At 35.6% G+C, this 21,275-nt stretch carries 17 protein-coding genes; 15 read left to right on the forward strand and 2 right to left on the reverse strand.

Features of this window, described 5'->3' with window-relative positions; all coding sequences use genetic code 11:
* Positions 1–41 precede the first annotated feature (41 nt).
* Complete coding sequence (locus DWB61_RS11705; RefSeq protein WP_125031095.1) at positions 42–1,220, reverse strand: acyl-CoA dehydrogenase family protein; 1,179 nt, start codon at positions 1,218–1,220, stop codon at positions 42–44.
* 427 nt (positions 1,221–1,647) lie between these two features.
* Here DWB61_RS11705 and DWB61_RS11710 point away from each other — a divergent pair, with 427 nt between their 5' ends.
* From DWB61_RS11710 to DWB61_RS11740, 7 genes are all read left to right on the forward strand, one after another.
* Complete coding sequence (locus DWB61_RS11710) at positions 1,648–2,082, forward strand: NfeD family protein (RefSeq protein ID WP_125031096.1); 435 nt, start codon at positions 1,648–1,650, stop codon at positions 2,080–2,082.
* A 199-nt stretch (positions 2,083–2,281) separates the two neighbouring features.
* Complete coding sequence (locus tag DWB61_RS11715; RefSeq protein WP_125031097.1) at positions 2,282–3,406, forward strand: DNA polymerase III subunit; 1,125 nt, start codon at positions 2,282–2,284, stop codon at positions 3,404–3,406.
* A 339-nt stretch (positions 3,407–3,745) separates the two neighbouring features.
* Positions 3,746–4,897 carry a PSP1 domain-containing protein gene (locus DWB61_RS11720; protein ID WP_125031098.1) on the forward strand — a complete coding sequence of 384 codons (1,152 nt, stop codon included), beginning with the start codon at positions 3,746–3,748 and terminating at the stop codon, positions 4,895–4,897.
* Positions 4,898–5,007: 110 nt separating this feature from the next.
* Positions 5,008–5,487 carry a gliding motility lipoprotein GldH gene (locus DWB61_RS11725; protein ID WP_125031099.1) on the forward strand — a complete coding sequence of 160 codons (480 nt, stop codon included), beginning with the start codon at positions 5,008–5,010 and terminating at the stop codon, positions 5,485–5,487.
* A 33-nt stretch (positions 5,488–5,520) separates the two neighbouring features.
* Positions 5,521–6,336, forward strand: a complete 816-nt coding sequence (trmB, locus tag DWB61_RS11730) for a tRNA (guanosine(46)-N7)-methyltransferase TrmB (protein WP_156190241.1) — start codon at positions 5,521–5,523, stop codon at positions 6,334–6,336.
* A gap of 22 nt (positions 6,337–6,358) precedes the next feature.
* The gene (locus DWB61_RS11735) at positions 6,359–6,697 is read left to right on the forward strand and encodes an MGMT family protein (RefSeq protein ID WP_125031100.1); all 339 of its coding nucleotides are present in this window, start codon (positions 6,359–6,361) and stop codon (positions 6,695–6,697) included.
* Between the two features lie 144 nt (positions 6,698–6,841).
* Positions 6,842–7,939, forward strand: a complete 1,098-nt coding sequence (locus tag DWB61_RS11740; protein WP_125031101.1) for an Mrp/NBP35 family ATP-binding protein — start codon at positions 6,842–6,844, stop codon at positions 7,937–7,939.
* 511 nt (positions 7,940–8,450) lie between these two features.
* Here DWB61_RS11740 and metG read toward each other — a convergent pair.
* Positions 8,451–10,481: a methionine--tRNA ligase gene (gene metG, locus DWB61_RS11745; protein ID WP_125031102.1), complete on the reverse strand. Its 2,031-nt coding sequence runs from the start codon at positions 10,479–10,481 to the stop codon at positions 8,451–8,453.
* A 317-nt stretch (positions 10,482–10,798) separates the two neighbouring features.
* Between metG and DWB61_RS11750 the strand changes: the two genes are divergently transcribed.
* From DWB61_RS11750 to DWB61_RS11785, 8 genes are all read left to right on the forward strand, one after another.
* Positions 10,799–11,704: a S66 peptidase family protein gene (locus DWB61_RS11750; RefSeq protein WP_125031103.1), complete on the forward strand. Its 906-nt coding sequence runs from the start codon at positions 10,799–10,801 to the stop codon at positions 11,702–11,704.
* 40 nt (positions 11,705–11,744) lie between these two features.
* Positions 11,745–12,110 (forward strand): YraN family protein, encoded by a 366-nt coding sequence (locus DWB61_RS11755; protein ID WP_125031104.1) that lies wholly within the window; start codon positions 11,745–11,747, stop codon positions 12,108–12,110.
* Between the two features lie 37 nt (positions 12,111–12,147).
* Positions 12,148–12,501 (forward strand): MmcQ/YjbR family DNA-binding protein, encoded by a 354-nt coding sequence (locus tag DWB61_RS11760; RefSeq protein ID WP_125031105.1) that lies wholly within the window; start codon positions 12,148–12,150, stop codon positions 12,499–12,501.
* A gap of 63 nt (positions 12,502–12,564) precedes the next feature.
* Positions 12,565–13,773 carry a C1 family peptidase gene (locus DWB61_RS11765; protein ID WP_125031106.1) on the forward strand — a complete coding sequence of 403 codons (1,209 nt, stop codon included), beginning with the start codon at positions 12,565–12,567 and terminating at the stop codon, positions 13,771–13,773.
* 365 nt (positions 13,774–14,138) lie between these two features.
* Complete coding sequence (locus DWB61_RS11770) at positions 14,139–14,675, forward strand: RNA polymerase sigma-70 factor (protein ID WP_125031107.1); 537 nt, start codon at positions 14,139–14,141, stop codon at positions 14,673–14,675.
* Between the two features lie 129 nt (positions 14,676–14,804).
* Positions 14,805–15,980, forward strand: coding sequence for a FecR family protein (locus tag DWB61_RS11775; protein ID WP_125031108.1), 1,176 nt, complete (start codon positions 14,805–14,807; stop codon positions 15,978–15,980).
* 95 nt (positions 15,981–16,075) lie between these two features.
* Positions 16,076–19,747 carry a SusC/RagA family TonB-linked outer membrane protein gene (locus DWB61_RS11780; RefSeq protein WP_125031109.1) on the forward strand — a complete coding sequence of 1,224 codons (3,672 nt, stop codon included), beginning with the start codon at positions 16,076–16,078 and terminating at the stop codon, positions 19,745–19,747.
* Between the two features lie 11 nt (positions 19,748–19,758).
* The gene (locus DWB61_RS11785) at positions 19,759–21,267 is read left to right on the forward strand and encodes a RagB/SusD family nutrient uptake outer membrane protein (protein WP_125031110.1); all 1,509 of its coding nucleotides are present in this window, start codon (positions 19,759–19,761) and stop codon (positions 21,265–21,267) included.
* The last annotated feature ends 8 nt before the right edge of the window (positions 21,268–21,275 follow it).

Below are 21,275 nucleotides of genomic sequence, written 5' to 3' on the forward strand. Positions count from 1 at the left end.
GTTTTCACTTTAACACTTCGGCTACGCTCAGTGCGACGCCTTTATCCTTTAGTTTCCCTTACCCTTGTTCCCTTATCACTTGTAATATGTCTTGAAATCACCAGCCTTAAAATCTCAGAGGTCCCTTCACCAATTTCCAAAATACGTTGATCTCTATAAAACCGCTCCACATCCGAAGACTTTAAAAGACCATGTGCTCCATGAATCTGAACGGCTTCATTAGCGACTTCTCTGGCAATCTCAGAGCAATAGAGTTTTGCCATTGCAGATTGTTTTCCAAATTCATAGCCATTATCCTTCAACCAACAAGCTTGATACAACAAAGCTCTTGCAGCTTCAATTTTTGTAGCCATATCAGCAAGCTTAAAAGCAATCGCTTGAAATTTTACTATAGGCTTCCCAAACTGCTCGCGCTGCTGAGCGTATTTTAACGATTCCTCATAAGCTCCCTGAGCCAAACCCAACGCCATTGCTGCGATGGTTAACCTCCCCGAATCGAGGGTTTTCAGCATGATTTTAGCTCCCTGTCCAAGCTCACCCAATAAATTAGCTTCAGGTACCTGGCAGTTCTCAAACGTCAAATTTGCTGTATCGGATGCTCTCCACATCATCTTCCCTTTCATAGGATCAGCATTAAATCCAGGAGTACTTCGATCAACTAAGATAACAGATAATTCCTTTTTACCATCTTCCTCAGCCGTGATTACCTGAAGCGTAACCCCTATTGAAGATTCTGAAGAACCGTTAGAAATGAATTTCTTTGCCCCATTAATTAACCAATTATCATTAAATAGCTCAGCCTTTGTTTGCGTACCTCTGGAGTCCGATCCTGCATTTTCTTCGGTTAAACCAAATGCCCAAACATTTTTACCAGTGCACAATTGAGGCAGGTATTTCTGCTTTTGCTCTTCTGTCCCGAAATAATAAATAGGCCCAATTCCTAACGAATTATGAGCCGCTAATGTTGAAGCCTGTGAAGCATCTACACGAGCCATTTCTTCAACCGCTATTAAGAGAGACAAATAATCCTTGCCTTGTCCACCATATTCCTTTGGAAGATATATTCCAAAAAGTCCCAATTCCCCCATTCTTTCGGTTAAATGTGAACTAAATTCTTCTTTCTCATCCAGATCTGATGCCAATGCTTTTACTTCATTCTCGGCAAATTCTCGAACCTTTAATTTAAGTTCTTCGTGTTCTTTGTTTGTATAGGGATTCATATCTTGTTTTGCTCTTTTGATTCTAATATCAGACTCGAAAGTCTTTTAATTAGCAAACCTAAATAAAATCCTTTATCTCTAAAAATTATTTAGAATTAATTTTGATAAAAATAAGCTCATTTTAGGGAGTCACAAAATTTTAAATATTTGACTTTAATCGATATCAGGATTCCATTAAATAAGGTCGACCAATATTTCCACAAGTCAGTTCTACTGAACATCATTAATAAACAACTCTAATTCAACAAAGAAAAACTGAAAAACAAAAAAAATAAAAACACTTCCCTATGTTATAACAAACCCTTTCGATCCACCACAACAACCTATACTGCAAGAGAATAAGCTCTATCATAAAAACTTGGCAGATTTGACAGTAGTTTATTAAAACTGTTTAATCTAAATTTACATATAATTAAAGATACACACTATGGGATTTGAGATTTGGCATATTTGGCTACTGGTGGCAGTATTTCTTTTTATGATTGAAATATTCATGACCAGCTTTATTGCAGTCATTATTGGAGTAGGAGCTTTAGTAACTGGCGTAGGAGCCTATATTGGCCTAAGTGTCACTCAGCAACTTTTCCTATTTGCCGGATTTACTTTCCTAAGTCTATTCATCATTCGTCCTTTAGCAAAAAGGTATATTTTTAAAGCAAAAGACTTTGTCTCTAAAAATGCTAATGCCTTATTGGGGCAAAAAGCAACTGTCGTTGAAATTATAGATCCCAATAAACTACAGGGACGTGTAGAAGTTGACGGTGACTACTGGAAAGCAGTCTCTTTTGATGGGAAAGCAATTTCTAAAGGTCAAATTGTTACCATAGTGAGTTACGATAGTATTGTTTTAACTGTAAAATAACCCTAACCCCTCATATATTGAATCAAAGGTCGGACATTTTGTTCGACCTTTAATTTTAGCCTTCCTTTTCGAGATGCTGAATCTTCATATCGATATTCAACACAAAAAAAACATATATGAACAAAGTCTATTTTTTTTACCTTTGGTATCTATTTGAAAAATGTCAAGAGCACAGGCTTTACAATTCAAAATAAAACACATGCAGTTTAAAGATATTATTGGACAAGAGGCCACAAAGTCGCGTTTTATTCAAACGGTTAACGATAATAGAGTCAGTCATGCTCAACTTATTGTTGGTGAAAAAGGTGTAGGTAAATTAGCAATGGCTATTGCTTTTGCCCAATACGTTTCATGTCAAAACAAACAGGCCAATGACTCTTGTGGCCAATGTGCATCTTGCAAGAAATATCAAAAACTCGTTCATCCCGATTTACATTTTGTTTTCCCTGTTGTAAAAAGTAAAGGTGCTAGCAATCCTGTTAGTGACACTTATATTGGGAATTGGAGAAAACAGGTACTTAGTAATCCTTATTTCGACCTTAATGACTGGTATGCAAGCCTAGGTGTAGAGAATGCTCAAGGCATGATTTACTCAAATGAAAGTAGTGAGATTATTAAAAAATTGAATCTTAAAACCTATGAATCAGATTATAAAATCATGATTATATGGTTGCCAGAGAAAATGCATGCTGCTTGTGCCAATAAACTACTTAAACTAATTGAAGAACCTCCCACTAAAACCATTTTCTTTCTCGTTTCAGAAGAACCAAATCGAATTCTTCAAACCATTCGTTCAAGAGCTCAAATGATGAAAATCCCAAGGATTGAGAAGGATGCTTTAAGCCGTGCTCTAAAATCAGAATACAACCTATCAGACACGGAATTGAATAACCTTGTCCGTTTATCAGAAGGAAGCTATCGTAAGGCACGCATTCTAATCAAAAACTCCGATGAGAACGCCTTTAACTTCGATCGTTTTGTAAGTATCATGCGTATTTGTTATGCCCGAAATGTGTTAGAACTAATGACTTGGGCTGAAGAAATCAGTACGATCGGTCGTGAAAGACAGAAAAGTTTTCTTCAATATTGTTTAAAGATGATTCGCGAAAACTTTATTCTAAACCTTAAGCAAGAGGAAATGGTTTTCCTAAATGGAGAGGAAATGAATTTTTCTCAACGTTTTTCTCCCTTTATCAACGAAGATAATGTTTGGCCAATTGCAGATGAATTAACCAAAGCCTATAACGACATTGAACGAAATGGTAATGCAAAAATCATTTTCCTGGACTTAAGTTTACGCTGGGTTAAACTGTTGCGACCATAATACTCAACGAATACTAAGAAGACGATCTGATAAGACAGAAAGTAAATCTATTATCCCCTATGTTCTTTCGTTCAGATAATCATCACAATAAGAAGTTCTTTTCTCAGATATTTTTCCTGCACTCTACAGTCCTTTAAAAAATTAATTAACTTTAGGGGTTGTTTTTGGTATAAACTCTCAGTAAATCTGACAGATGTACCATTTTATTAGCTAATTTTGCAGACACGATTGTAGAATTTTCAGTTCGGCATTTGTACGAACTCAATACAAAGATGACGCAAGCCATTTGAGTACAAAACACCGTACTTTAATGAGTTTCTGCACTCAATATATATACATATGATAGAAGAAAAGGAACCAAAAGGCAAATGTGGCGGTTGCTCTAAAGGTAAATCAGACCACCGACTTTTGGACGGTAAACTTGATGTTTACGACTGGTTAGGTGATGTTCCTGAAAGTGCTTTATGTCCCGATATTATAGAAGTTAAATTTAAGAATACACGTAAAGGTTTTTATTCAAACAACAATAAAATAAGACTAAAGCGTGGCGATATAATTGCTGTTGAAGCATCTCCCGGACATGATATTGGTATTGTTTCACTAACAGGTGATTTAGTGGTTGAGCAAATGAAAAGACAGAAGCTCGATCCTAAAACCTACGAAGCCAAAAAAGTTTACCGTATAGCCAAACCTGTAGATATAGAAAAATGGCATGAAGCCATTGCTCTTGAGCACAAAACCATGATTAAGGCTCGCCAAATTTCAGCCGAATTAAGGCTGAATATGAAAATTGGTGATGTGGAATATCAAGGCGATAAAACCAAGGGAATTTTCTATTATATCGCAGATGAGAGAGTTGATTTCCGTGAATTAATTAAAGTTTTAGCCGAAGAATTTAGAATTCGAATTGAAATGCGCCAGATTGGTGCTCGTCAAGAGGCAGGACGAATTGGAGGAATCGGTCCTTGTGGTAGAGAGCTATGCTGCTCAACCTGGATTACCAATTTTGTATCGGTAACAACCAATGCAGCTCGTTATCAAGAAATATCTTTAAACCCTCAAAAGCTTGCTGGCCAATGTGGAAAACTAAAGTGTTGCTTGAATTACGAAATGGATGTTTACATTGATGCTCGTAGAGATTTCCCAGCAACTAATGTTCCTTTGGAATGTAAGGATGGGACTGCTTACCATCAGAAAACCGATATTTTCAAACGTATAATGTGGTACAGCTTCGATAAGAACTATGCCGTAAATATGGTTCAGATTCCTATTGATAGAGTCAAAGAAATTATCCTCTTAAACAAAAAGGGAACCAAGGTAAACGAGCTTGTTCTTAAGAAAGAAGAAATTACTCGTAAAGCTCTCGATTATGAAAATGTAGTGGGACAAGACAGCCTGAATCGTTTTGATAAGGTTGAAGAAGCTAAAAAGCCACGTCCTAAACGCAAATTCCGTCGTAAACCACGTAAAATAAATAAATCAAGCGAATAGCTATTCGTCCTCAATTATAAAAACTAAAGTATTGAGAACTGAGATTAAACAAATCTCAACTCGATACTTTATTTGATTAAGAGAATTTAAGACTAGATATTTTAGAATCGATGAAGTTGAAATCCAAATACCTTTTAATTATTAGTTTAGCACTAATCCTTATCACAAGTGCTTGTCAGGACAATCGTGTTTATGAAAGCTATGTCGACATTCCTAATCACGAATGGAATAAGGACTATACTGCTCGTTTCGAGGTAGAAATAACTGACTCTATTCAGCTACACAACATTTATGTGAACATTCGAAACACTGGCAAATATCCCTATAGTAATCTGTGGCTTTTCATCAAGCAAATAGATCCTGAAGGTAAGATGACTGAAGAGAAATATGAATGTCAGCTAGCAAGTGATACAGGGGAATGGTATGGAAGTGGTTTTGGAAATATATTCGACTTACAAATGCTTTATAAACCAGCAATTTTATTCACAAAACCCGGACTTTATACTTTCGAAATGGTTCAAGGTATGAGAGATGATAAGTTACTTGGTGTTGTGAATATCGGTCTAAAGCTTGACAAAACAAATCAATAAAAACTCAAAATAGTAGATGAGTCATGCGATAACATGACGACAATTAATCTACTCAGATATAGCTTAAAAGTGGGAAAGAATAAATTAAGGCGTTTTGCAGAGATGGAAACTTTTGAGAATGTTTTCCAGCCCTCGCATGAAGATGTTTGGGATAAAGAATTCAGACTTAAAGGGAAATGGAACAAGGAATATTTCAAAAATGACAATCCTATTGTTCTTGAAGTTGGTTGTGGTAAAGGTGAATACACCGTAGGTTTAGCTCAGCGTTTTCCTGAGAAAAATTTTATAGGTATTGATATAAAAGGTGCCAGATTATGGCAAGGTGCAACAATAGCCAATGAAGAGGGCTTAAAGAATGTTGCATTTGTTCGCACCAAAGTTGAGCTATTACGCTCTGTTTTTGCCACTGGCGAAATTTCTGAGGTTTGGATCACTTTTGCTGATCCACAAATGAAAAAAGTGACCAAACGATTAACTGGCACTCGCTTTATGAAACTCTATAGCGATTTAATGATCTCTAATGGCATGATTCACCTTAAATCTGACAGCCAGTTCTTATACGAGTACACGCGTTATATGATTAAGGAAAATAATCTGAAAGTATTAACCGATACCGATGATTTATACAATTCAGAACACGCAAATGACATTTTGGGAATTAAAACCTATTATGAGGCGCAATTCTTAAGCAAAGGTATTCCTATCAAGTATCTTCAATTTTTATTGGAAGGAAAAGCTGAATTTGTTGAACCTGACGTTGAAATCGAATTGGATGAGTATCGCAGCTTTGGTCGTGATAGACGCAAGCAGCCTACTGAAGAAAAACACAAAATTCAGAAGAAAGATTAATTCTCTCTACTAAAAAAAGAGCATGTCTGATATTTATTCTCGCATATTCAAAGTTGTACAGGAAATACCTGCAGGTCGCGTGTGTAATTATGGTACCATTGCGAGATATATTGGTTCCCCCAGAGGTTCTCGACTAGTAGGTTGGGCAATGAATAATTCTCATTCAAGTAAGGAATACATCCCTGCACATCGTGTTGTAAATCGCATTGGGATGCTATCGGGTAAACACCATTTTCCTGGTGAAAATTTAATGCAACAACTACTCGAAAACGAGGGCATTGTGGTGATAGACGATCAGATTCAAGATTTTGAAAAGCATTTTTGGGATCCGATGAAGGAACTCCCAGAAGATTTTATTTAAAATCAATCTAAATGCTTATATTTGTCGACAGTTAAATAATTAAAGGGTCAATCAGTTAAAGAGAGGTTTTTTTCAGAACAAAATTTACAGATTTTATTCGCCCCTCATTCACTTTTTAACTCAATTACACATACATTCATTAACATGACATATACTAACAAGCAAGTTACCGATGCTTTAAAACTCGTAAAGTTTCCAGGTAGCGATCAGGATATTATTAGCCTCGACATGGTTCGTAATATGAAGATTGAAGGCAAAAAAATTGCATTCGATTTAGTTTTCCAAAAGTCAGACGATCCGAATATCATTCCTTTAAAGAAGGCTTGTGTGACTAATATCTTACGATTCGTCGATAAGGATGCTGAAATCAAAGGAAACATTAAGGTGAAGGCTGTTCATATTGTTGAAGCACCTTCGGTATTGCCTAATGTAACCAATATTATTGCAATTGCTTCGGGTAAGGGGGGTGTTGGTAAATCAACTATTGCTTCAAATCTAGCAGTTGCTTTGGCTAAGGCTGGTAAAAAAGTTGGTCTTATTGATGCTGATATCTACGGACCTTCAGTTCCTAAAATGTTTGGTTCGGAGGATGCAAGTCCAAAACTAACCCATATTGATGGTAAGGATAGAATTGAGCCACACGAGCGCTATGGCGTTAAGATGCTATCTATTGGTTTCTTTGTTGATCCGGCTCAGGCAACCGTGTGGAGAGGCCCTATGGCTTCGAATGCGCTTAAGCAGATGATTGAAGAAGGTAACTGGGGCGAACTTGATTTCGTCTTAATCGATCTTCCTCCTGGAACATCGGATATTCACCTGACTTTGGTACAAACTGTTCCTGTAACAGGTGCTATTGTAGTAAGTACTCCTCAAGATGTAGCATTGGCCGATGCTGTAAAAGGGATCAACATGTTCGAAGGCGCTGGTGTTAATGTGCCTATTTTAGGGCTAGTTGAAAATATGGCTTGGTTTACTCCAGCTGAATTACCAAACAACAAGTACTATATTTTCGGTAAGGATGGTTGTAAAAAACTGGCTGAAGAAAAAGGATTGAACCTATTAGGACAAATTCCAATTGTTCAAAGCATTCGCGAAGGTGGTGACAATGGTGCTCCTGCAGCATTGAACGAAGATTCAGTTACAGGTATGGCTTTCGCCGATTTGGCAAGCAAACTAATGGCATCTGTTGAAGACAGAAACAAGAATCAGAATCCAACGGCTAAAGTTGAGATGACAAGATAATTATGAAGGTCAAAAAGTCGAACAGTCCAATGGTCTGAACGTCTGAAGGATCACAGTACATATAGAAAAGCACCTTCGGTTTCGGGAGGTGCTTTTTTTATGGATAGCAAGCTTCAAAATCCGAGTCCGAAAAAGAAGTTATAAACAAGTAAAACACCCGTGACACAGAATATTAAACATACCCTAGCACTGACACAGAGTTATGAACAATGTCGCAGCAAACGTCCTAAGTGTCTTGTAAAGACTCCTGCACTTTGCAAGAAAGGTTATAAACCCTTTCTAAACCTTCTCGTAAGCTGCAGTAAGCTTTCTAAAAACCTTGTGACCATCCCTGCAAGCTGCAGGAAGCTTTCTAAAGGCCTTGCGACTGTCCCTGGTGTATGCAAGGAACATCATAAAGCCTTTAGAATCTTCTTAACAAACTGAAGGGAAACCAACAACCTTTTAAAAGGCATAAAAAAAGCCCCAATCGCATGAAACGATTGGGGCTATATCTTCAAAACGTATCTGCTTATCGGACTTCCGAACCAGCTGCAACAGCTTGCTCTGGAGAAACGAATGCCAATTTACCATCAGCATCTTCAGCCATCAGAATCATACCTTGCGATTCAATTCCTTTTAATTTACGTGGCTCAAGATTCATCAAAACACTCACTTGTTTACCAATAATCTCTTCAGGCTTATAATGCTCTGCAATACCCGAAACAATGGTTCTGATATCGATACCTGTATCCACAGTCAGTTTTAACAATTTCTTAGTCTTAGCTACTTTCTCTGCTTCAGTAATGGTTCCAACACGAACATCCATTTTCATGAAATCGTCGAAGTTGATATTCTCCTTAACAGGAACAGCCACTCTATTTTCCAATTCATTGGCAAGCTTAGTTGCTTCCAATTTATCAACTTGTGCCTGAATCGTCTCGTCCTCGATCTTCTCGAACAATAGTTCAGGCTTATTAATTTGATGACCAGCAGGAAGAGCATCAGCAGTTACATCTGCCCACTCTATACGATCCATATTAAGGAAACCACGAAGTTTTTCAGCCGTAAATGGCAAGAAAGGCTCCATTAATGTACTCAAGGTAGCTGAAATTTGTAAAGAGATATTCAGAATGGTTTTTACACGTTCCTCATCGGTTTTAATCACCTTCCAAGGTTCGGTATCAGCTAAATATTTGTTACCCAAACGCGCTAATGTCATTGCGACCTTTAGGGCCTCACGAAAGTGGAAGGTCTCTAAATTCTTTTCGATATCAGCCTTAATCACAGGTATCTGAGCCAATGTTTCTTTATCGAAATCAGTCAACTCGCCAGCTTCTGGAACTAAACCTCCAAAATATTTGTGAGTCAAAACAAGTGCACGGTTCACAAAGTTTCCAAAGATTGCAACTAACTCATTATTGTTACGAGCTTGGAAATCCTTCCAGGTAAAGTCGTTATCCTTAGTTTCAGGTGCATTTGCAGTTAAAACGTAACGCAACACATCCTGCTTCTCAGGGAATTCTTCAAGATATTCGTGCAACCATACTGCCCAGTTACGAGAAGTCGAGATCTTATCACCTTCCAGATTTAAGAATTCATTAGATGGTACGTTATCAGGTAAAATGTAAGATCCTTCAGCTTTAAGCATAGCTGGAAAAATAATACAGTGGAATACAATATTATCCTTACCAATAAAGTGAATCATTCTTGAATCTTCAGCTTTCCAATACTTTTCCCAATCAGGTGTATGCTCCTTAGTTGCTGAAATATATCCGATAGGTGCATCGAACCAAACGTAAAGGACTTTACCATCAGCTCCCTCAACAGGAACAGGCACACCCCAATTTAAATCACGGGTTACTGCTCTTGGGTGCAAACCATTGTCTAACCACGACTTGCATTGTCCGTAAACATTTGGCTTCCATTCTTTATGCTCCTCTAGAATCCACTGTTTCAAATGTGGTTCATACTTATCAAGAGGCAAATACCAATGCTTGGTTTCCTTCAACTCTGGCTTATTTCCCGTAATCGCTGAACGAGCATCAATCAAGTCAGTTGCATTTAATGATGTCCCACAGCTTTCGCATTGGTCTCCATAAGCTTTCTCGTTTTTACAATGAGGACAAGTCCCTGTAATGTATCGGTCAGCCAAAAACTGATTGGCTTCAGCATCGTAAAATTGCTCCGAAGTTTTCTCAACAAATTCACCCTTATCATGAAGGGTTTTGAAAAACTCAGTTGCCGTTTCATGATGGATTTTCGAACTAGTTCTGGAATACACATCGAATGAAATTCCGAATTTCTCGAAAGAATCCTTTATAATGTTATGGTATTTATCAACCACATCCTGTGGAGAAATACCTTCTTTTTTTGCTTTAATGGTAATGGGTACACCGTGTTCGTCCGAACCACCAATTAACAACACATCCTCACCTTTCATACGCATATAACGCACATAAATATCAGCAGGAACATAAACGCCCGCTAAATGACCAATATGCACTGGCCCATTCGCATACGGAAGAGCAGTAGTAACAAGTGTTCTGTTAAATTTTGTCATCTGAAAAAAGAGGTTTTAAAAGATCTTCATTCAACTAGGGAGATCAATTTGTCCCAAGGAACTTTGCAAAGACCTTAAGTATTAATAATGAAATTGTTTACGAGTTTTTGATTAATGAATCAGTCTCGGAAGCGCAAAGATAAAATAGAATTAACAATTTCAAGCATTTAGCTTTGAAATGATTCGGGATTCATTTCATCTCAATTAGGGATTTTATTGCTAATTTGTAATTTCTTAATTAACAAGATCAATAATCAGATGTCTTGAATTCAAATAAACTGGATTATAATGATTTGATTATATAAAAAAAGACATATATGTTTCAACCTTCTGCCCTAAAAAAAGGGGATAAAATAGGCATTGTTGCGCCAGCTGGAAAAATCGCGAAGCAAAAAATTCTCACGGCTCAAAAAGTACTCGAATCACTAAGTTACGAAGTTATACTTGGTAAGCATATTTTCGATGAACATCATATATTTGCTGGTACTGATAAAGATAGAGCTAAAGATTTTCAATTCATGCTCGACCATGAAGAGGTGAAAGCGATTCTTTGCGCTCGTGGTGGATATGGCAGTATTCGTATCATTGATAAGCTTCGTTTTGATGGCTTCGAAAAGCATCCTAAACTATTGATTGGCTTTAGTGATATTACCATTTTCCATGCTCGATTGAATCATCTTCACTTTGGAAGCTTGCATGCAACTATGCCCATCAATTTTACCGAGAATTTAACTGATTCCAGTTCCTTACAAAAACTCACTGATTACTTGGAAGGAAAAATAACAAACTATCAAATACCTCATCACAATCTCAATAGATCAGGTTCTAGTGAAGCCGAACTCGTTGGTGGAAATTTATCAATTATTTGTAGCCTTAACGCAACAGACTACGAACTTAATACACACAACAGAATTCTTTTTATCGAAGATTTGAATGAGGATTTATATCATTTAGATCGCTTAATGCTAAGTCTAAAGCTAAGTGGAAAATTAGCTCACCTCGAAGGTCTTATTATTGGTGGTATGAGCGATATGAAAGATGGAGAAACGCCTTTCGGGAAAACAGCCTATGAGATTATTAAAGAGAGTGTTCAGGAGTATAACTTTCCTGTCATTTTTGATTTCCCTGCAGGACACATCGATGAAAATTGGCCCTTACCTCTGGGCAAAAAAGTGAAGTTCGAGGTGAGTGAAAAGGATGTGAAGCTGAGTTGGAAAAACTAAATCCAATGCAAAGAGATGCGTGTATCAAATACTCAAGACTATGGCAGAACACAACGATTTAGGTAAATTAGGAGAAGATTTGGCGACTAAGCACATGATGAGCAAAGGCTATAAAATTCTGGATCGCAACTGGATTTATCAGAAAAAGGAATTGGATATTGTTGCTACAGATGGTGAGTTTCTCGTTATTGTTGAGGTCAAATCGCGTTCAACGGATTACTTTGAACATCCATCTGATGCCATTACACTACCAAAAATCAAATTTCTGTGTCGTGCTACTCAAGCCTATGTCGACCTGAAAGATGTTGAAATGGAAGTCCGTTTCGATGTGATTTCAGTGATTAAGCGAAATGAAAAATACGATATTGAACACATAGAAGATGCCTTTATCGCTCCCATAGACTAATTAATAATTGCTCATTGTAAATTTCGAATTGAATACCATGAATATTGAAGAATTAAGAGACTACTGCCTTTCAAAAAAAGGAGTCACCGAAGGTTTTCCATTTGACCAAGAGGTCCTTGTTTTTAAAGTAATGAACAAGATATTTCTGCTTACAAATATCAATAAAGATCTAAGTATGAGTGTAAAATGTGATCCAGAACTAGCAGTGGAATTACGCGAACAATTCCCTCAAGTATTACCAGGCTGGCACTTAAATAAAAAGCACTGGAATATGATTGCCATTGATGGTTCAATTTCGAATAATAAGCTCAAAGAGTGGATCGATCACTCATATGATTTAATCGTTTCTAGCTTAACTAAAAAGCTACAAAATGAGCTATTAAGCATGTAAATAGTTCAGTAATCTTAATATCTTTCCATCCGGAATTAAATACTCAACCATAAAACAACAATCATGAATTTTAAACAATTAAGCGTTATTGCACTTTCTTTGACATTATGTGGTCAAGGACAAGCATTCGCAAAGAAGAAAAAAACAATTGAACCAGAAGGCTTCAAGTTTACTAGCGTTGTTGATGTTCCTACAACAGAAGTTCGTAATCAGGAAAGTACTGGAACTTGTTGGGCTTTTGCAACAACTTCATTTATCGAAACGGAATTGATTCGTTTAGGTGCTGGAAATATCGATTTATCAGAGATGTTCACTGTACGTCATGCCTATTCTCAAAAAGCTCTACGTTATTTCCGACTTCATGGAAAAGGCAACTACAGCGAAGGAGGTCAGGCTCATGATGTCTTAAATGTGGTGAAGGAATTTGGTTTTCTTCCAGAAACAGCTTATTCGGGAAATCAGTATCAAAGTGATTACCATATTCATCAGGAAATGGTAAAATCTACCAAAGCGATGTTAGATCAGATTGTAACAAATCCTAACAAGACAATTACTCCTGTGTGGGAAAAATCTGTTAATGGTGTTTTAGACACCTATATGGGTGCTGCTCCGGAAAAATTTGAATCAAATGGGCAGGCTATTTCTCCAGTAGAGTACATGAAAAATACGGGTTTCAATCCCAATGAGTATATCGAGTTAACTTCATACTCACATCATCCTTTTTATAAGAAAATGAATCTTGAAATTCCAGATAACTGGTCTGATGATTTGTATTACAACCTTCCAATTGATGAATTAATGTCGGTGATGGATAATGCATTAACCAATGGGTATTCAGTATGCTGGGATGGTGATGTAAGCGAAAAAGGCTTCTCACATCGTAATGGAGTTGCTATTCTTCCTGAGGCTAATGTTAAGGAAATGACTAACTCAGAAATTGAAAAGTGGGATGCCATGTCTGCTAAAGAAAAAAAGGCTTCTTTATATAAATTCAATAAACCTGGAACTGAGCAAAAAGTTGATCAAGCTTTAAGACAATCAACTTTCAATAACTATCAGACGACTGATGATCACTTGATGCATTTAACTGGTATCGTAAAAGATCAGAATGGAACTCGTTATTACAAGACTAAAAACTCATGGGCTAAGAACTCAAACAAGATGGGTGGCTATCTAAACATGAGTGAGTCATATGTACGTCTTAAAACTGTTGCCATCATGGTGCACAAGGATGCAATTCCTGCAGAGTTAAAAACGAAATTGGGATTATAATTTGATTCTGACATACGGATATCAGAATTAAAACTGAGTAAAGGTTCGGAGTATAAACTCCGGACTTTTTTTTGTTTTCTGTATTACGAAACGATTTCAATTATTTTACAAAAAAACAATACAACATAATTTAAACTGTCAGATTTAAACAACAAATTCCAAACAATTTGCTTACTGCCAATTAAACAAAGATCCTGATTGGTCAGATTTTAATTTCAAGGCGCGTCCTAGTTTACAATAACACAAGGCAACTAAATATGAATTGCATCAAAAAGATTATAGAGCATATTATTTCATGAATAAAATATAAGAAAAAATGTATATAATTGTTAACCCAATTATAACCACTACTAACTAAGTTAATCATGAAACCCCTAAGTAATTCCATTCTAAAGCAATTTAGAAATGGAGATAATTTCGCCTTTAAAAAGATATACGAACGCTATTTTGATGCGTTGTATCTTTTTGGAATGAAATACATCTCAACCCAAGATGTAATGGAAGATATTTTGCAAGAAATTTTCATTAAAGCTTGGGAAAAAAGAGCCTATTTCTTTCATGACTTAGCTTTAAAAGCTTTTCTATATAAATCTGTTAAAAACGCCTGCTTCAATCATATTGAACATCAATCCGTCAAAAAGAAGTTTGAAAACAGACATGATGAAAGTTCTTATGATGAGAATATTTTCTTTAGAAATATTATTGAAGAAGAGGTGAATCGTCAAATTTCTGAAGCGGTTCAAGAACTTCCCGAATCAGCTCGAATCATATATCTTCTAAGTTTGAATGGTGTTAAAAACAAAGAAATCGCTGAAGATTTGAAAATATCAATCAACACAGTCAAAACTCAAAAGCTGCGTGCTAATCGATTTTTAAAAGAAAAACTAAAAAAACAAAACTAGTTAAATTCCTTATAACTAGACAGACGAGCTATAATTTTCAAAAAAAGGGGTGATAAAAAGATATTTTTGTCACCCCTTTTTCAATTTTACCTGTTTAAGCCTATACAAACTACTAATACTAACAAGAAGATGAATAAATTAAATTCCTCATTTAAAATTGCTAACCTTATTACAAAGAGACTAAAAGGAAAATTATCTCTTGAAGAAGGGCTTGTTTTAGATGAATGGAAATACGAAAATAAAGAAAATTTAAACCTCTATCATAAACTCTCGAAAAACCCAGAAACAAACTATTTTAAAAATGAAGAGCAACTTGAAACAGTAAAAAAAGAAGAAATCTGGCATAAAATAAACACCAATTTACAAGAGAAAAAAACACGAAGAATAAGAACTGAATTTCTTAAATATGCTGCAAGCATTATTGTAATTGGTATTAGTACTTTCTTTTTAATTAATTCTATTCCAGACAAAGCAACAAAGAAAATTGCTCAAATTTCTCCTGGTAAAAACCAAGCTCTTTTAATGCGAGATAGGGGAGAAACAATAATCCTTGATGAATTTGTTAAGCTTAAAGAAGATGGTTTAGAAATTAACAATGACGGGGGGCATTTGGTTTATACGAATAACGATAAAACCCCAAGGCAAGAAAAGATCACATATAATTCCTTAATTATACCCAAAGGAGGTGAATATAATCTTACTCTTAGTGATGGTACAAAGATTTGGCTTAATTCCAATTCAAAATTAAGATACCCTACCAAATTTTCGGGTAAAGAACGCCTTGTTGAACTGGAAGGTGAGGCCTATTTTGAAGTAAGCAAAAACAAAGATTTTCCATTTGTTGTGAAAATGAATGATATCCAAATAAAAGTTCTGGGAACTTCATTCAACGTTAATGCTTATTCTGAAGAGAATGAAGTTATCACCACGCTTATTGAAGGTAAAGTTGAAGTTAACGACAAACGAAGAAATCAGAAAGAGATACTTGCTCCCAATGATCAATTTTGTATCAATAAATACAATGGAAATTTCAAGAAAAACAATGTAAATACAGATATCTATACAGCATGGAAAGATGGACGCTTTGTGTTTCACAATGAAAAACTTAAAGACATTATGACTCGTTTATCAAGATGGTATGACGTCCAAGTCTTTTTTCAGAACAGCGAATCCAAAGATATTCGCTTTTCAGGAGATTTAGCTAGATATGAAGATTTCAAAAGTATCCTTGAAATGATAGAGTTCACTGAAAAGGTGACGTTTACGATAAAGAATAGAAGTGTTTTAGTAGAAAAAATTCATTAAAAAAATACGGAGAAAGCTTGCAACAATCTCCGTATTTGTCAATAAACATTTCTGTTAAAGCAGAAATGAATACTAACCAAATCATCTATAAAATTATGGAAAAAAAACGAGAAAAGTCCTCCTATTTTTATGAGAATATTCTCAGAGGGAAACGACTGTTACTCACGCTTTTAATGATAGGCGTGATTCATGCGAGTTCATTTGGAACTCCACAACCTACATTTTTGAACATCGAATTAAATCAAACTTCTCTAATTGAAGTCTTTAACACCATTAAAAGACAATCGGATTATACTTTCCTTTATAGTGTAGAAGATGTTGAAGTTTTTAAAAATATTTCGATCACTAATAAAAGTGGTGATATCAAAGATATTCTTGATGAAAGTTTAAAAGGGACAAACTTAGAATACAAGATTAAAGATAAGGTTATTATCATCAAGCCTGCCACTAACAAAGAGCAGAAGATGAGTCCTAATTCAGGTCAGACACAAGAAAAGAAGACGATCACTGGAATTATTAAAGATGATCAAAATATGGCTTTACCCGGTGTTTCCGTAGTAATAAAGGGTACCAGTACGGGGGTTTCTACTGACATCGATGGAAAATATTCAATTGATGTTCCTGTAAAAGGAACTGTTCTTGTATTCTCTTTTATTGGTATGAATCCTCAAGAAATTTCAATTACAAATCAAACACAACTCAATATTACATTAAGCTCTTCATCAGAACAACTTAATGAGGTAACAGTTGTTGTAAGTAATGGTTATCAAAAAATTGATCGACGTTTATTTACTGGAGCTGCTACAAAGATTGATGCAAAACAAGCAAAGGTAGATGGGATTGTTGATGTTGGGCGAATGCTAGAAGGGAAAGTCGCTGGAGTATCAGTTCAAAATGTTTCAGGAACCTTTGGAGCCGCTCCAAAAATTAGAGTTCGTGGAGCTTCATCGATTTATGGAGATACTAAACCTTTATGGGTCGTAGATGGTGTTGTATTAGAAGATGTTGTTGATATTTCACCTGATGAATTATCATCAGGCGATGTTTCCACACTAATTAGTTCTTCAGTTGCAGGAATCAATGCAGATGATATTGCATCCTTTTCAATTTTAAAGGATGCTTCTGCAACAGCTCTTTATGGAGCAAGAGCAATGAATGGTGTCATTGTGATCACAACAAAAAAAGGTAACGCTGGAAAAACCACAGTAAATATCACATCTGAAATGACAGTAAAGCAGAAGCCTAATTATGGGCAGTATGACATAATGAACTCGCAGGAGCAGATGTCAATGTTTACTGATATGGAAAGAAAAGGATGGTTGACTCATGCCAGCATGGCGAGATCTCAAGATGGTGGTATTTATTTCAAAATGTATAATGCAATCAATACCTATGATGCTGAACAAGGTAAATTTGCTTTAGATAATACCCCTGAAGCAAGAACCAATTTCTTAAGAAGATATGAATATGCCAATACCGATTGGTTTGATATCTTATTTCGAAATTCCTTACAGCAAAACCATTCAGTATCTATTTCTGGTGGGTCAGACAAATCTAAATTTTATGTCTCCACAAGTTGGTTACACGATGACGGTTGGACCATTGCGGATCAAGTTGATCGATATACAATCAACATGAGAGGTGATTTCGAATTGAGTGATAAACTATCAGTCGGAATTCAAACCAAGGGATCAATTAGAGAACAGGAAACGCCTGGTTCCTTTGATCGTACAAATGATGTAGTTAATGGTAACTACAAAAGGGAATTTGATATTAATCCATTCTCCTATGCAATGAATACGAGTAGAACCATTACGCCTTATGATGAAAATGGTAATCTTGAGTATTTTAGAATGAATCATGCTCCATTTAATGTTATAAATGAGTACAAAAACAACAAGAATGAATTGAATGTTCTGGATTTGAATATTCAAGCAGATTTAAGCTATAAGTTCAATAAAAATTTGAACTATAAATTCATTGGTTCTCTTCGCTATGTAAAATCTACTAACGAACATAAGATAATGGGTGAGTCTAATGTCGCGAGAGCTTATCGCGCAAATGATGACGCAACAGTAGCAGAAGCAAATCGATATTTATATACTGATCCGGAAAACCCAAATGCTAACCCTGTTGTTGTTTTACCTCATGGAGGTTTCTACAATAGAGAAGATAATTCATTAAAAAATTACTATTTCAGAAATATTATTAATTGGAATAAAACCTTTGATGAAACCCATATCGTAAATGTGTTGGCTGGGCAAGAATTAAAATATGTTGATAGACAAAAAACATACTTCAATGGTTACGGATACCAGTATGATAAAGGGGGTGTCGTGTATACCGATCCTAATATTATCAAGTCGACTGTACAATCAGGTTATTCATATTTTGGAATGACACCTTTACGTGATCGTTCGATTGCAGCTTTTACCAATGTTGGTTATTCTTACAAAGGAAAATACACCTTTAACGGTACTGCACGTATTGATGGCTCCAATAAACTAGGTGAAGCTAAAAGCGCAAGATATCTTCCAACCTGGAATGTTTCGGGTAAATGGGATGTAAAATCTGAATCTTTCTTAGCAAATGTAGATGCTATTTCATATTTGCAATTAAGAGGTACTTATGGATTAACCGCAAGCATGGGGCGTTCAACAAACTCCCAAATCGTTTTAAGAAATGAATTAACAACTACTCCATATGAATCGGAAAGACAAAATGGAATGGTAATTAGCGCACTAGAGAACTCTGAGTTAACTTGGGAAAAGCAATATGAAACCAATCTTGGCTTCGACATCGGATTATTTAACAACCGAATTAGTTTACAGACTGATGTGTACAAGAGAAATGGCTTTGATTTAATTGCTGCGATTAGAACTTCAGGAATTGGTGGTGAAGCATGGAAATATGCAAATTATGCTGACATGGAGTCAAAAGGTATTGAATTTACTTTAAATACTAAAAATATCAAGACAAATGATTTTTCTTGGACAACTAATCTAACATTTGCATATAACGAGAATGAAATCACCAAGCTTGAATCAAAACCAAATATCTTTTCGTTAGTTAAATCTGAAGGTGGGGCAATTCTTGGAGGACCGGTAAGAGGTCTATATTCAATTCCTTTTGCAGGACTAAATGAAGATGGAATTCCAACATTTAAAGATGCAAATGGAGAGACAACTCAAGATGTCTATTTTCAGGACAAAGACACAGAATATCTAAAATATGAAGGTTCTATAGATCCAAAAGTAACAGGTGGTCTATCAAATCAAATCAAGTACAAAAACTGGAACCTAAACATTTTCATGACCTATCAAATGGGTAATAAAATCCGCTTATACCCTTCCTTTCATGCCAATTATAGTGATATGGATGCAATCACACGTGACATGAATAACAGATGGATTATGAAAGGAGATGAAAAATTAACTACTATTCCAACGCTAGTATCAAAAAGAATGTACGATAAATATGGTTCAGATTTAGAATCAACTTATAATGCATACAACTATTCAGATCAAAGAGTTGCTAAAGGTGATTTCGTTCGAATGAAAGAGATATCATTAAGCTATAATTTACCTAAATCTGCTCTTCAAAAAATTGGTTTAAACTCTGCTCAAGTAAAAGCACAAGGAACAAATTTATTTCTGCTGTATTCTGATTCAAAATTAAACGGACAAGATCCTGAATTCTTTGGAGCTGGTGGTGTTGCAATGCCAGTTGCTAAGCAGTATACAGTAACCTTAAAACTAGGATTTTAAAATCGACTCTTATGAAATTTAAATATTTATATCTAATGATCGCTGCCATAAACCTTATGGCATGTGATAATTATCTGGACACAACTCCAGACGATAGAACCAGTTTAGATTCTCCAGAAAAAGTAAGTGAGTTACTGGTTAATGCTTATCCTGACAACTCTTATGGTATGTTCTGCTTTTCGATGAGTGACAATGCTGAAGACAAAGGTTCAGGAACAATACTTCAGTCTAATGCCGATGCATATTCATGGGATAAATTCACTGATGTAGCTCAAGATAGTCCAACTGGATATTGGGATGCTTGTTATAAAGCCATTTCCCATTCTAACGAAGCTTTAGACTTTCTTAAATCTAAAGTTACAGGAGAAGAAGATGGTAAGAAAATATTCGAATCCTTTTATGCTCCCTACTATGGGGAAGCATTGGTTGCAAGAGCTTATGCTCATTTCATGCTCGTTAACCTATGGTCTAAAACATATGATCCAAAAACTGCAGGAAGTGATATAGGAATTCCATATGTAACTACTCCTGAAAAAACTGTTCTAGTTAATTATGATAGAGGAACTGTTGCTGGAGTATATGCTCAAATTGAAAAAGATCTACTTGAAGGTTTACCATACATTAAGGATAATGCTTACGAGGTTCCTAAATATCACCTAAATTTCGATGCTGCAAATGCTTTTGCATCTCGTTTTTATTTAATGAAAGGAGAATGGCCTAATGTAATTAAATACAGCAACCTTGTTTTAGGTTCAGATCCTACTACTAAATTTAGAGATTTAAATGGTGCTTATACTAAGCTAGGTCTTAATGAACAGGAAGCTCAATATAATAAAGCTGAGGAGCCATCTAATCTACTTCTTGCCAGCACTGTTTCTAGATGGTTTAACTATTATTTTGCAAAAGCTAGATATTCGATGACATACAATATCCAGAATTCATTATTTAACAATGTATTTGTGGGTGGTACTTGGGCATTATCAGCTGCAGCATATGGTTCTGAACATAAATTAATGCTAAAATGGGGATATTTCTTTAAGCGTGAAAGTTTAAATGCAAATACGGGTTGGTATTATACAATGACTCCTTTATTTTCATCTGAAGAGGTACTTTTTAATCGTGCTGAAGCCTACGCAATGCTCAATCAAAAATCAGATGCTATAGCTGACATTAATTACATTCTTAGTAAAAGAATTAAGAGCTATAATTCTACTACACATGAAGCAACTGCTGTTAATATTGAAAATGCATATAAGGAATCTAAAGTCGAATTTAAACTTAATCCATTCTATAATTCAACTATAGAATCACGTGATATACTGAACTGTATTATTGATCTTAAACGAAAGGAGTTCTACTACGAAGGGCATAGATGGTTCGACATTAGAAGATTTAATTTAGCTGTTGAACACAAAATTGATAAGAGTTCACCAATCTTGTTAACAGATAAAGATCCTAGAAAGCAACTTCAGATTCCAGAATCAGCTCAGTCATACGGTATTGCGGCAAACCCACGATAGTTAAAAAA

The sequence above is a fragment of the Ancylomarina euxina genome (genome assembly GCF_003863355.1).
GTDB lineage: Bacteria > Bacteroidota > Bacteroidia > Bacteroidales > Marinifilaceae > Ancylomarina > Ancylomarina euxinus.